At 41.0% G+C, this 13,167-nt stretch carries 13 protein-coding genes and 1 pseudogene; 9 read left to right on the plus strand and 5 right to left on the minus strand.

Translation table 11 applies throughout. The features are described 5' to 3' along the window. The first annotated feature begins 113 nt into the window (after nucleotides 1-113). Nucleotides 114-1,571, plus strand: a complete 1,458-nt coding sequence (locus tag ACM0OW_RS22795; protein ID WP_414552616.1) for a sensor histidine kinase — start codon at nucleotides 114-116, stop codon at nucleotides 1,569-1,571. A gap of 138 nt (nucleotides 1,572-1,709) precedes the next feature. Here ACM0OW_RS22795 and ACM0OW_RS22800 read toward each other — a convergent pair whose 3' ends face one another. Next, entirely contained in the window at nucleotides 1,710-3,098 is a 1,389-nt protein-coding gene (locus ACM0OW_RS22800) for a DICT sensory domain-containing protein (RefSeq protein ID WP_414552618.1), read from the minus strand. Between ACM0OW_RS22800 and ACM0OW_RS22805 the strand changes: the two genes are divergently transcribed. Beyond that, complete coding sequence (locus tag ACM0OW_RS22805) at nucleotides 3,097-3,333, plus strand: hypothetical protein (protein ID WP_414552619.1); 237 nt, start codon at nucleotides 3,097-3,099, stop codon at nucleotides 3,331-3,333. The genes ACM0OW_RS22800 and ACM0OW_RS22805 overlap by 2 nt on opposite strands. Nucleotides 3,334-3,345: 12 nt before the next feature. Here ACM0OW_RS22805 and ACM0OW_RS22810 read toward each other — a convergent pair whose 3' ends face one another. Together ACM0OW_RS22810 and ACM0OW_RS22815 are read right to left on the minus strand one after the other, a co-directional pair. Beyond that, nucleotides 3,346-4,836, minus strand: a complete 1,491-nt coding sequence (locus ACM0OW_RS22810) for a UDP-N-acetylmuramoyl-L-alanyl-D-glutamate--2,6-diaminopimelate ligase (RefSeq protein WP_414552620.1) — start codon at nucleotides 4,834-4,836, stop codon at nucleotides 3,346-3,348. Between the two features lie 52 nt (nucleotides 4,837-4,888). Continuing rightward, complete coding sequence (locus tag ACM0OW_RS22815) at nucleotides 4,889-5,179, minus strand: glutaredoxin family protein (protein WP_414552621.1); 291 nt, start codon at nucleotides 5,177-5,179, stop codon at nucleotides 4,889-4,891. Between the two features lie 74 nt (nucleotides 5,180-5,253). Between ACM0OW_RS22815 and ACM0OW_RS22820 the strand changes: the two genes are divergently transcribed. The 3 genes from ACM0OW_RS22820 to ACM0OW_RS22830 all read left to right on the plus strand — a co-directional run bounded on the left by ACM0OW_RS22820 (nucleotide 5,254) and on the right by ACM0OW_RS22830 (nucleotide 6,818). Next, a complete protein-coding gene (locus ACM0OW_RS22820) occupies nucleotides 5,254-5,799 on the plus strand; it encodes a Uma2 family endonuclease (RefSeq protein ID WP_414552623.1) in 546 nt (181 codons plus the stop codon). Between the two features lie 171 nt (nucleotides 5,800-5,970). Beyond that, the gene (locus ACM0OW_RS22825; protein ID WP_414552624.1) at nucleotides 5,971-6,183 is read left to right on the plus strand and encodes a hypothetical protein; all 213 of its coding nucleotides are present in this window, start codon (nucleotides 5,971-5,973) and stop codon (nucleotides 6,181-6,183) included. Nucleotides 6,184-6,194: 11 nt separating this feature from the next. Beyond that, entirely contained in the window at nucleotides 6,195-6,818 is a 624-nt protein-coding gene (locus ACM0OW_RS22830; RefSeq protein WP_414552626.1) for a tetratricopeptide repeat protein, read from the plus strand. 150 nt (nucleotides 6,819-6,968) lie between these two features. Here the strand turns inward: ACM0OW_RS22830 and ACM0OW_RS22835 are convergent, their stop codons facing one another. Further along, nucleotides 6,969-8,291, minus strand: a complete 1,323-nt coding sequence (locus ACM0OW_RS22835; protein WP_414552627.1) for an alkaline phosphatase PhoX — start codon at nucleotides 8,289-8,291, stop codon at nucleotides 6,969-6,971. A 732-nt stretch (nucleotides 8,292-9,023) separates the two neighbouring features. On the opposite strand from ACM0OW_RS22835, the gene ACM0OW_RS22840 reads away from it, so the two are divergent. After that, on the plus strand, nucleotides 9,024-9,638 hold the full coding sequence (locus ACM0OW_RS22840; RefSeq protein ID WP_414552629.1) for a PEP-CTERM sorting domain-containing protein: 615 nt from the start codon (nucleotides 9,024-9,026) through the stop codon (nucleotides 9,636-9,638). A 277-nt stretch (nucleotides 9,639-9,915) separates the two neighbouring features. Here ACM0OW_RS22840 and ACM0OW_RS22845 read toward each other — a convergent pair whose 3' ends face one another. Beyond that, entirely contained in the window at nucleotides 9,916-10,530 is a 615-nt protein-coding gene (locus ACM0OW_RS22845; protein WP_414552631.1) for a class I SAM-dependent methyltransferase, read from the minus strand. 255 nt (nucleotides 10,531-10,785) lie between these two features. Here ACM0OW_RS22845 and ACM0OW_RS22850 point away from each other — a divergent pair, with 255 nt between their 5' ends. The 3 genes and pseudogenes from ACM0OW_RS22850 to ACM0OW_RS22860 all read left to right on the plus strand — a co-directional run bounded on the left by ACM0OW_RS22850 (nucleotide 10,786) and on the right by ACM0OW_RS22860 (nucleotide 12,847). Further along, nucleotides 10,786-11,073, plus strand: a complete 288-nt coding sequence (locus tag ACM0OW_RS22850; RefSeq protein ID WP_414552633.1) for a Mo-dependent nitrogenase C-terminal domain-containing protein — start codon at nucleotides 10,786-10,788, stop codon at nucleotides 11,071-11,073. A gap of 167 nt (nucleotides 11,074-11,240) precedes the next feature. Beyond that, a pseudogene (locus ACM0OW_RS22855) lies at nucleotides 11,241-11,627 on the plus strand (response regulator transcription factor); the annotation flags it as partial. Between the two features lie 284 nt (nucleotides 11,628-11,911). After that, nucleotides 11,912-12,847 carry an anion permease gene (locus tag ACM0OW_RS22860; protein ID WP_414552634.1) on the plus strand — a complete coding sequence of 312 codons (936 nt, stop codon included), beginning with the start codon at nucleotides 11,912-11,914 and terminating at the stop codon, nucleotides 12,845-12,847. Nucleotides 12,848-13,167: the final 320 nt, after the last annotated feature.

The raw sequence follows: 13,167 nt of genomic DNA on the forward strand, positions 1-13,167 counted from the left end.
CGTGTTCGGTTCTACCACTGTCGCTGGTACACAAAAGAATATAACCTCATAAGTAGTAGTGAAATAGCTAATTTAAATGCTGCCGTCGCTCTTCAATTTAGGGGTGAATACCTGTGTATCAATGGATATTGCCAAGTCTAAGTGAAATTTTAGCCGAAAGTGAAGCAACTGTGGCTGAGTGTTCACCAATGAAAGCAGAGCGACAATGGTGCGTTAGTTTAGCCGCGACAGAACAACTGCTGACCAAAAGTTTAGCAACGGCTTCACCTGATGTGACTCAAGGATTAGTGTTAGCTGCACCCGCACCTCTATTTAGTCAGCCAACATTAACTCAAAGCTTGCAAACTGTCACTTTTACAGCCAAGCCATTTAACCCCCTGGCACTGATGCCATTTCAAATGCCAAGTGCGATCGCAGCTGCAAATCAAGAAATGGTTCCCCACGAATCAGTGCTGTCTTTACTACCAGCAGATCCACTGGCGACAGAGCGTTTTTGCTTAATTTTTACAGACAAATTTAGATTAGTGCTGGTTTTAAAAGAAGATAAAAGCGGTCATAAAGCATTTAGATTTTCCTTTGAGCCAGAAGTGGTACAGCAAGCCTGGCGATCGCTTGGTGCAAGAGTCATGCTAACTAATCCAGAATTTTTCGCCGAACTGGATACATTAGTACAACAGTATGCTCCCGTTGCACCAGATTACCGGACTGTAATTCACTTTAGTCAGTTGTTACTTCAAGAATTGACAGAGCCAGAAGCGAATAAAGAAGTATCAGAAAGTAGTGGAGACTGCCAACAGAAGACCGAACCTCAGACCCTGGACACTGAGCGTAGCCGAAGTGCAGTCCCCGATGTAGAATTACTCCAAGCTTTTGCTCACGAAGTTCGCACACCATTAACCACAATTCGCACCTTAACTCGTTTACTACTAAAACGGCGAGATTTACCTGCTAACGTCACTAGTCGGTTAGAAATTATTGATCATGAGTGTACCGAGCAAATTGACCGGATGGAGTTACTATTTAAAGCCGCCGAATTAGAAACTTGTCCCTCGGTGAAATCTCCAAATACTCAACTTACAGCGATGTCGTTAGATCAGGTGTTGCGCCAGAGCGTCCCCCGTTGGCAACAAGCGGCGCAGCGACGAAATTTGACCTTGGATGTGGTTTTACCGCAGCAACTACCCACGGTGGTCAGTAATCCCAATATGCTGGATCAGATCCTCACTGGTTTGATGGAGAATTTCACCCGCAGTTTACCCCCAGGGAGTCATATTCAAGTTCAGGTGATTCCGGCTGGCGATCAACTCAAGTTACAATTATCGCCTCAATTCCATTGCAAAGGCAGTAATCCAGCTAGCGGGAATGTTACACCACCAATTCGCAAGGCTCTTGGGCAATTGCTGATGTTTCAACCAGAAACAGGTACGATTAGTTTGAATATGGCGGCAACTAAGCATCTATTTCAGGCTATTGGCGGCAAACTAATTGTGCGTCAACGCCAACATTATGGGGAAGTTTTAACTATTTTCTTACCTTTGGAAGTTACTAGTAAGCAAAAATTAAAACTTTGAAGTTGGAGGTTAAGAGGAACAAACCGCATATCGCTAAAGCGAAAGCTCCGCTAACGCGCAGCGTATGCCCCCATTTAGGACACAAAGAGCGCTAAGGAAGAAGAAAAGAAAGAAGGTAAGAAATGGTTTAGTTTTTGTTCAAGCGATCGCTCTTGGTGTTTTCTCAACTCTCGGTAGTTGTACTATAAAGGTAGACCCTTGGTTGAGTTTACTTTTAACATAAATAGAACCACCACAACGCCACAACAACCGTTTGACGATGGTTAAGCCTAACCCAGCACCACCGACATCTTCTGTGATTCCCGAACGGACTCGATAAAAGCAGTCAAAGATATTGGAAATCTCATTTTCACTAATACCTATGCCTGTGTCACGGAATTCTAACTGCACATAATCGCCTTGAACACACGCCTTTACCCAGATTTGACCACCATTAGGGGTAAATTTAATACTATTCTGCAACAGACTAATTACTATCTGTCTCACTCCACCAACTACACACCAAACATCTGGTAATTCAGTGGATACTGTGCAAGATAATATCATGCCTTTTTCTTGCGCTACGGGCTGGTAAGTGCTGACTACTCCAGGCACAATATCCGCAAGATTAATCAACTCTAACGCTTTCTTCTCTAAATCATACTCCAAATCCACCAAATCCAATAAACCTGTAATTAGATTACTTTGGCGATCGCATTGGGTATTCAGCATCTGTAAATAACGTTGTCGCTGTGGAGGTTTAATATTAGGTGAATTCAACAACGATAGGGCTGTTTTCATCTGTGTTAAGGGTGTACGTAATTCATGGCACACACTCCGAAAGTATTCATCCTGTCTTTGCTCTTTATTCTCTAACTTTTTATTTTGCTGCTGTAATTGCACAATGCGTTTATTCGAGATGTGGCGATTAATTTCATTCTGTCGCTGGAGTTGTCTGGACAACAACTGACTGATGATTGCTGGTTCGGATACACTGGGGTAAATAAAATCAGTAGATGCACTTAGGGCTGATTTTCGGACAGTCGCTTGTTTGATGCCATCTAATACTGGTTGGATAACTCTGCTATCAATAGTAGTCATAGCCAGCATTGGCGGTTTTTTCTGGGTTTTGCTGATTCTTAACGGTCGATGTGCCACAATTAAACTACAAAACTGCGGCGACAACACCATCAAAAAATATTCTCGCCGCAATTGCTTGTTTGGTAATAATTGTACGCAGATATGGTGAGATGAGGAAGTAATTTTTTCTTGATCTTCGACTTGTGCGTTCTCTTTGATCTGGCAATTATAGATTGTCCCAGATGTCCCGATGAAAGATTGATAACGTAATAATTCTGAGTGCCAAATTTTTCCTGGTGGTAATTTAACCCAAAAAGTTGCCGTGATCTGTTGTGAAATCAGTAAGTCTATTTGTGACCTCACCAGTGATAGCAGTGTAGCAGGATTGAGAGGCAATGGTTCAGGAGGTGTTTGCACTTCCAAAGCCAGCCGATAAACGGACAAATCCTTACGCTGAAAATCATTCATGAGTCAAGCACAACCAGGAACAGAAAAAATAAATATAAGAAGAATGTTGAAAACTCCACCAGAAACAGCAACTAAGTTGTGCGTTTTCTACTTGAGGCATTGTATGAAAGTTAACAACATTCTTGAGGATGCATTGATTACTCTAACACGGGAACAGCTTTCGCGTAGTGTGCTAGAGGTTTGCCAAAGTTTGAGTTTAGCTAGTAGAGACACAAGTAGCATTTCTACCAGCTAAAGAAGTACAGGATTAACTTTGGGTTTTTAGTCTGGACTGTAAAGCGTCTCTGGCGTGTTCTCGGTCGTCAAAATGGATTTTTTCCGTGCCGAGAATTTGGTAATCTTCGTGACCTTTACCAGCCAGTAACACGCCATCACCGGGTTGTGCTTGTAAAATTGCCGTTTGGATAGCGATCGCGCGATCGCAGATTACTGTAGGTTGAACAGTATCGGGAATTCCCGCCAAAACATCTTGTAAAATCTGTTCTGGGTCTTCAGTCCGGGGATTGTCTGATGTCACCATCGCGACATCAGCTAACTCAGCCGCAATTTTACCCATTTTGGGACGCTTAGTGCGATCGCGATCGCCTCCACAGCCAAACACACAAATCATCTTTCCGGGAATAAACGGCCGTGCAGCTTTGAGCAAATTCTCTAAACTGTCAGGAGTATGGGCATAATCCACAATTACACTGATTTCTTGCTCAGGATTAATTTGTACCCGTTCCATCCGTCCAGGAACCCCAGGAAACTCAGGTATTGCTGCCGCCACCAACTGCAAATCTAGCCCCAAATGTAAAACTGCACCCACAGCCGCCAAAAGGTTTTCTAAATTGTACTGTCCCACCAAGGGAGAACGAAAAGCCACATTACCCTTTGGTGTATGTAACATTCCACTAACACCATTAGGTTCGTAACTTAAATCACTCATCCACAAATCAGCACTGTGATTATTAACGCTGTAACTCCAAACCCTTTCGGAACTTAAAGCAGCAATTAAACGTTGACCGTAGGCATCATCAGCATTAATTATTGCTCGTCCCTTGAGATAATTAGGACTAAATAATAATGCTTTGGCATTAAAATAATCCTCCATATCGGTGTGATAGTCGAGATGATCTTGAGTGAGATTGCTAAACACCCCCACCTCAAACTCACACCCCAAAACTCGACCTTGCGCCAAAGCATGAGAACTGACTTCCATCGCCCCAAACTCACAACCAGCATTGACCGCTTCAGCTAGTTGCTGTTGTAATTCCACCGCAAAAGGCGTAGTGTGGACAGCAGTTTGTTCAAAACCAGGCCAACGAGTGTAGAGAGTTCCCATTAAAGCCGTAGATAGATTGGCTTTAGTCAGGAGAAATTCTATTAAATGAGTAGTGGTAGTTTTACCATTAGTCCCAGTCACACCCACCAATTTGAGTTTTTTCCCCGGATAACCGTAAAAAGCACCCGCTAATTGGGCGCAGGCTTGAGTCATATCCGCCGCACTTACAACCACAGCCGCATCAGTAGGGGGATTTTTCTGTACAGCCTCCGGTGAAACAATCGCCGCTACAGCACCAGAAGCGATCGCACTTGGCCAAAAATCCCCCCCATCTACCCGTGTTCCAGGCATTCCAATAAACAAATCACCCACACCGCAAGCATGAGAATTCGTCTTCAAACCCTTGATTTCCGCATCCGCCACAGCCGAATAGTTAACAGAATCGACAGCCGCTAGTAATTCCCGCAATTTCATTTAGTGAACCTCGCCACAAAATTCCCTTGCGATTATTCTGCATTATTTTTTCCTAATTGGAGAAATACTTAGCCAACATTTGCGTCAACTGCTGCACACTAGCACGAGGAGAAGGACGTGGCAAACGCTCCTCAATCCTCTCCCCCTCCGCGTCCTTGGCTTCTTGGCGGTTCGTCGATAAACAAATTACCGGCACTTCATACTGATAAGCCAAAAACCAATCTTCACGAGTCGTAATATCCCGAACTTCCAAATCAAAATTGAGATTTTGGACTTGTTCCAACTTCTCCTGTAAACCCTCACACAAATGGCATCCCGGCTTGCTGTATAAAATTAAGCGCATTTTCCCAATACATTGATAGCTACTTTAAACTCTATCAAAATAGAGACAAAGGTACGGTAAGCTACGCTAATTTTATGACTCAACTTACAGTCCAAGAATTCTTATCTCTACCAGAAGGGGATATCACACACGAATTAATTGATGGCGAAGCAAAACCCAAAATAGCACCAAAAAGATTTCATTCCAGACTAACAGGTGCAATCGTCTCATTTCTAACTCAATGGGCGCAAAATCGGGGCGAGGTTGGGATAAATTGGGCAGTTACTTTAAAACGCCAAGGTCGAGATTGGGTTCCTGTACCAGACTTACTTTATGTTTCCTATTCTCGCTTATCTAGCGATGTAATTGCAGACGAAGCTTGTCCCATACCTCCAGAATTAGCCATTGAAATTATTTCACCCGACCAAAGCTTTGGGCAAATGAGCGCTAAAGCCACAGATTACCTTGATGCTGGTGTGATGAGAGTTTGGGTTGTGGATGCCAGAGCGAAAACAGTTACAATATTCTATCCTGATACCCGACCGCAGACAAAAACTGGTAAAGATAGTTTAGAAGATTCTCTATTAGAAGGGTTACAAATTACACCCCAACAAATTTTTGCACAGGCGGGAATTCCTTAGCCTTAACCTAAATTATTGCAGCTTTAATTAACTGTATTGTCTCGTGTCAAATTTGAGTCAATAGAGTGTATGATTTATATTTGAATTTTATATCTGAATCAGTGTAAGGTTGTTATAAACGTCACACCTTACCCCATTTCTCAAGCCAGGAGTTTCTGCGGTGCGGAGGTTATGATGATTTCTCAAGATTTTGACTCAATTGATGTTGTAGATGAATTAATCAGAAAAATTAGGATAAAGGAAAGTCAATTAAAACTCGCCCAAAAATCTAATCTGCTTTACACATCTGAAGTATTAAAGAATCAAATATTAGAATTACAACATCAATTATCAGAGTCACAAGACCCTGAACTTCACGCATTGATGAGTTTATTGGATGATTAAAAATTAAAATAATGAACTCCAGTAATCTCTTAGAAGAAAAACTTGCCGGTTGGCATGATGCGATCGCTAACCATCCCCATGAACCTAAAGCTTATATACAAAGGGGGATGGTTTATTTTCAGCTAGCAGATATTCAGGCTTCCATTGCTGATTTTGACATAGCAGAAAAACTCGATCCGCGTTTAACACCATATTTGTGGCAACGGGGACTATCTTATTACTATGTTGCCAAATTTGCTGAAGGTGCTAAACAATTTGAGATAGATTTAACTGTTAACTTTCAAGATGTGGAAGAAACCGTTTGGCGCTATCTTTGTATTGCTCAAGTTGACGGTGTTACCGCAGCACGTCAAACTCTATTAGAAGTAAAAAATGACCCTCGATTAGTAATGCAGCGCGTATATGATTTGTATGCCGGACGCTGTTCCACAGATGATTTACTCCAGCTAGGCAACGACCACGATCAACGCGCTAAATTTTACAGTTATTTTTATGTGGGATTATATTTTGAAGCAGAAAAGCAAGTAGAGTTAGCACGGCGGTATATCAATCAAGCCGTGACTGAAAAGATTGATGATTATATGTGGCACGTAGCGATGGTACACCAGAACTTGCGATCGCCAACAAACGTTTAATTCCAGAAAACAGGATTGTCTGGATTGAAAATTTAAGAGTAACTACAGAGGTGATGGTGTGATCAATTAATGCGATCGCCATTCGCTATTTCGAGGTGAGGCGATCGCTTTTTTCTAAAAATTACTCTGACTCAGTAATGGGAAAATGTATTATTGTCTACTGTTCCAAGGCCCCCAGATAGCCAAAGTAATACCAGGACTTTGGACGTTGACGAACATTGTTTGATTATCCGGTGAGAAGCAAGCTCCGGCAAACTCGCTACCATTAAAGGCGTTACGGGCAAAAGTATAGAGTTGTCCCTGGGGAGTTACACCTCTCAAGAAATTCGTACCAGAAGCATCTTCACAAATAATGAGATCGCCAAAAGGTGCCACAACGATATTATCTGGAGCCTTAAGTTCATCCGCAGATTTAGACTCTACAAACAGGTCAATTGTCTCATCACCAGGAATGTAGCGCCATATCTGACCACGACTGATCAATCCGCCATTTGTAGCAGCGAAATAAATTTCACCATTGCCATACCAAATACCTTCTCCACGGGAAAATCTGGCTGCACCCAAGTTACTACCTTGGAATCGAACATCATCTGCTATTGGGTTAGGGTTAGGAATGTCTACCCAATCTACAGAGTATTTCTGACCCACAGCGAACTGACCACTATTTAGATCGCGATTATTAGTATTGACAGCAAAAGGTTTACCAACAATCACCATAGCTTGGAGTTTGCCACCTTCGGCTAACTTTCCAGGCACGTTGGGGATAAAACGGTAGAAGAGACCATCTCCTCTATCTTCAGTCTCATAAACATATCCCGTTTTAGGGTCTACGGCTATAGCTTCGTGATTAAACCGTCCCATATCAACTAGAGGCACTGCTTTCACAGGCCCAGTGGCACTAGCAGGAATCTCAAAGTTAAAACCATGTGACTGTACACGACCCTCACCGTTAGCAGGTGTGGTGGTATTTTCTTCACTGGTAATCCATGAACCCCAAGGAGTTGGACCACCTGCACAGTTACGAATAGTACCACCAAGAGAGGCAAACTGTTTAACTAGCTGACGATTGGAATTTACAACTATGTTTGTAGTACCACCTTTGCAAACAGGATCATAAGCTAAATCACTGGGTACTTGTACTCGTGAACCAGTAACGCCAGTACCGTTAATTTCGTGGTTACAAATCAAGATGGTTGTGCCTCTGGGTCCTTGGAAAGCTGCCATACCATCATGCAAGTTAGGTACTGGATTGCCATCGGCCATAAGATCACCAGTGCGAGATATAACTCGATACTTGAATCCTGCTGGTAACTCTAACAAGTTATTCGGATCTGGTACAAGCGGACCATATCCCATAGTTGTTGTTTGACCAAAGGCTTTGTTGGCAAGAAAAGCTTGTAAAGGAGATATAGCTAAAGTGCCGGCTGCTGTTGCACCTGCTAATCCAAAGAATTTACGTCTTGAATATGCCATGAAAATATTTGGCTCGCATAAAATGACTAATATATATTAAGTAGCTTTGATTAAATTTAGGTAATGCTTCATTTAATGTTTAGTTAGGTTATAACTATTGATTTATTAAAATAAAATCTTATTACAAGAATAAAATTATCTGACAAATATGCTTAAATCAGCCCATTAATTAAACTTGAGAGGGATAACTATACATTGTAATGAATTATATAATCACTTAATTTTACCAAATAATTGATAAAAATTCCCATTCACACTCACAATCAGTCATGAATTAATTATACAAGACTCAAGAATTTGGGTGATAAAGAAAATAATAAATAACAAAAATAATCATGCAAAGTCACAAGATTATTCAGTGAAATAAATAGAGAAATATGAAAGTATATTCCATATTGACCAAATATATTTTGGTTAAGATAACTTAAAGCTTTGTTTAAATAAATAAAAAAATCTTATTTTTCGGAAAATCAAAAAATTGAATGAATCTAATGATAAAATCGCCCCAAAGGTGTTTGGAAAATTAATTCCAAAATTACCCTTTTTGATCGTAAAGACCAGAAGCCAAAGCCTTTGGTCATACTAAGTTAGCCTGTTAATATGGGCTTGCTTGAGTTTTAATGGGTCTAATTGGGCAAATTAATTAATTTTCCAGAATCCGCTTTTTGCAGAAACAATTACTGCTTTTAGCAAAAATAAACACCATCCACACTACTACTGTTATCAAAAAAAATGAAAAGCATTTGTAACCAAATCACAGCTACTGTAGCTGTAGCTGCTGTCACCTCAATGGCGACTTTGATAAACATTCCCCATGCTGAGGCCGCCTTATTTAAGCTTTCTTGGACAGGTGATCAAGGTTATTCGGCAACAGGACGCTTTGGCTTTGACGATAGTTTACTAGGAACCGTCGTTACCAATGAGCAGTTGAATAGTTTTAAGATTTCTTTCTTCAATCCAGAAGGAAATTTGCTGCAAAATTTCAGTTATAATTTTCCTAATTCCAGCAGCAGTTTCAATTTTAATTTTGATACGGTTACAAAGACTGTTCTGCAAACCGGCAGTTATGACACATCCACCGGTTTTGACTTAGGAAGTAATTTCAATACAGATGTAGCAGGGTTATTCTTCTACACTTTCCAAGATGCTAATCAAGGATTACCAACGACTACAATATTCTTGAAAGATGATTTATCACCAGAAGTATGCAGCACATTTCCTAATTGCAGATTGGATAATGGCGGTCAGTTGACAGCAACTGCTATTCCTGAGCCTGGATTCATATTAGGCTTATTAACAATTGCTTCGCTGACTGGATACCTAAAGAAAAAGCCAGCTTGTGTCTAAGTAGTAAAGCTAGCTTGATAAAAACTCTAATTGAATACTATTCTAGCTTTAGTACCCAAAGTATGGAGAGCTAGAACTACCCTAAATGTATTAGGGACTTCCAAGGAATAAAATCACCAATTTGTAGGGTGGGTTAGGACGATAGTCCGTAACCCACCACTATCCTGAAAATGATAGTGGGTTACGCGATCGCTTTCCCCGACTACAATTATTGGGTAATTAATTTTTAAGTATTCCCCTACTTGTTGTAAAAACCAAGTAAAATTTTCCCACAATTCTAGGATAATTTAGTAAAAGTTGTCAGTAAAACTGGCCCTAGTAAATATTGGTGACTCAAACATAATAATCCAGCCGATGAGCCTAAAAGTTCACGTTGTTGAGGGCTATAGAGTCGAATACCAAGAGGAGAGATGGGTAATATTTGCGGTGCTTCTTCTTTTTTCGTCGTGATGTCAACTAAGTAGAAGCGACCGCCAGGAGAAAGCACCCGTGCTACTTCACTCAGTACCTTTTGAGGTTCTAAATAGTGTAAGAAGCTGATAGTACTAAAGACAGCCTCAAATTGACCTTCAGCAAAGGGTAGAGACTCCGCTTGACCTTCAATATAAATTAAACGTGGATGGTGGCGATCGCTCTGTCTTGCTATCCGCAACATATTAGATGATAAATCTAATCCAGTGCCACATATATCAGGAAATTTAGTTGCCAAGCGCTCTAGTAGTCGTCCTGTACCACAGCCCATATCCAGTATATTAGCTCGCTTTGGTAAATCCACATACTCCAGCAACCGCTTATGGATGGCTTGGTAAATTACTGAAGGAAACAGCCAGTCGTAGCTAGAGGCCCATTGGTCAAACAGAAGTTTTTTGTTCCTGAGAAAGTTAAAGGTCATAAATTAATATCTCTTGTGGTTGGGGTAAAGCTGAAAGGGTAAATTTCACCCTTTACCGAAAGGTATTGTTATAGACACAACCGAGAAACGCTATATCGAGCCTAACGTCTAGCCAAATGTCTAGAATGCAGGAACTTAAATTTGTCGTGAAATCAGAAGAATCAAGGAACAAAGAATCACTGCATAAATTCACATAACTCAAATGTAGGTATTTTATAGAGTGTCCTAGCTGATAAATTTTGTAGGTGAAACATCATGGCCAGTTTGACTCATACCCGGTTACATAACAACCTACTGTACCCAATTCGTCAGTGGTTAGAAACTAGAGAAATTCATAGTGTCAAGCTCGCCCATTTTTTGTGTAGAGCTATACCTGCCCAATGTCCATTTGAACGAGACATCAAACTGTTTGGTCATCAGCTTTTACACATTCCGGCAATGTGTAAATTAAATCCCCTCTATGAGCAATTAGTAAGTCTGCGTTTTAAAGCGCTTTGTTATCTTGCTGATGAATGCGGTGAAGATGTTACAAGTTATTGCTAAAGTTGGATGGTGTTTGCCTCGGCAGCTATCGGTAATTACAGGCTTACGGTTGTTACTTGCTTAAATCTATACTAAGCTAAGTCAACTCACCTGAGATGTCTGGCTATTGATGTATCAACAGTCTGTATTGTTGCTTAATAACCCTGCCCAAATCCTCAACATCATCTATGACGCACATCTTGCTAGTAGCAGATGAACTAAAACTGGCGCGATTTATCGAATTGGAACTAAGTTATGAAGGCTATCAAGTTAGTGTAGCCTATGATGGAGTCACCGCACTTACCGCAGCCAGAGAGTTAGATTTAGACCTAGTAATTTTAGATGGGATGCTGCCTGGTTTGTCGGGCTTGGAGATTTGCCGCCGCCTGCGAAGTGCAGGAGATCAAGTGCCGGTCATTTTATTAACTGCTAAAGATGCAGAGAGCGATCGCCTCACCGACTTAGATACTAGTGCTAATGACTACGTTGTTAAACCCTTTAGGGTTGAGGAATTATTAGCTAAGGTTCACACCCATCTACGAAGAAATTATGAAGCAGACGCAGCAGATATTTTATAATTTTAAAACCTGAGTTCATATCGTCGCACACGAGAACTATTCTGGGGAGAGAGGTTAAACTAGCTAAGTTGACAGCGTTTTGAAATTGGAGAGGGATAGCAAAGTGCTGAATGCATAGTGCTGTAAAGCCCTGCGGGTATAGCTGTTTCTGAGAGAAACGAGAACTTAGCCCGGATAAACCCAGTTGATTCAAGGGTCTCAAGCGTTCAGCATTGACCTAACCGATATGACTACGGCTATAACTTTTAACGCCCCCCCAAATGTTAATACTCAGTTTATTTTTGGCTACGCTTTTTTTAGCTTATTCCAATGGAGCAAACGACAACTTTAAAGGTGTCGCGACACTATTTGGTAGCCGCACAACTAGTTACCAAACAGCCATTTTATGGGGAAGCTTTACAACTTTTGCTGGTGCAGTTGCTTCAGTTTTTTTGGCAGGTAATTTGGTAAAAAAGTTTACTGGTCAAGGGATATTTCCAGATGCGATCGCTAATGTACCAGAAATTCATTTAGCGGTAGCCATTACCACTGGCTTAACCGTGCTAGTTGCAGCCCTAACAGGATTTCCCATTTCTACAACTCACAGTATTACAGGTGCGCTACTTGGGGCTGGATTAGTCGCTATTGGATTAAAAGTTAATTTTGCCGTATTGGAGAAATTATTTCTCCTACCCTTATTTCTCAGCCCTATTATTGCGATTTGTTTGGCAGCAGGAACTCATCGGTTATTACACTATATCAATTCTAAATTAAACCTACAACCTGACCAAAGAATAGTTGATACTTGCCACGTTATCAGTGCAGGTATTATCAGTTTTACTAGAGGTTTTAATCATACACCTAAAATTGTGGCACTGATTTTAATTATTGATTATTTTTCAGTTCAGGGAGGAATGCTGACAATAGCAATGGCAATGGGACTAGGTGGTTTACTCAACTCTCAAAAAATTGCCCAAACCATGAGTCAAAACATCACTGCCATAAATCATCACCAGGGATTATCAGCCAATATTGCAACTGCAATTTTGGTCATTGCGTCTAGTTATTTTGGGCTTCCTGTTTCCATGACTCAAGTTTCAGTTAGTGCGATTTTTGGTGTAGGACTGATTGAGAAGGAAGCCAAAACCCGTGTTTTTTATCAGATTTTATTTTCGTGGATTTTAACTTTACCTATTGCCACAATTATTAGTGGAATCATTTATAGATTATTACAGTAGAGCTACTGCGTTGGACTGGTTTTCCGATTTGCAGCAAGTGGAGTTTGAAAAACCCCACAGGTAAGCGAACACCAATCATATAGCAGAGTGCTGAGTGCTGAATGGGTAGGGGCGGGTTTAAGCAGTGAGTTTGTGGTTCGTCGAAATTCTTAGTAAACCCGCCCGGACACCAAGTTCTGAGTTCTGAGTATAAACCAAGTAGGGGCGGGTTTATTAAAATTATTATTGGTAATTGAACATATCTGTCATAGCTTGCGTGGCGTAGCCATACCCGCCCCTACATCAAGGCTTTGACCACTGTTCTCACTCTTATGAAAACC

Origin of the sequence: Anabaena sp. CCY 0017 (assembly GCF_963920885.1) — a bacterium.
Taxonomy (GTDB): domain Bacteria; phylum Cyanobacteriota; class Cyanobacteriia; order Cyanobacteriales; family Nostocaceae; genus Nodularia.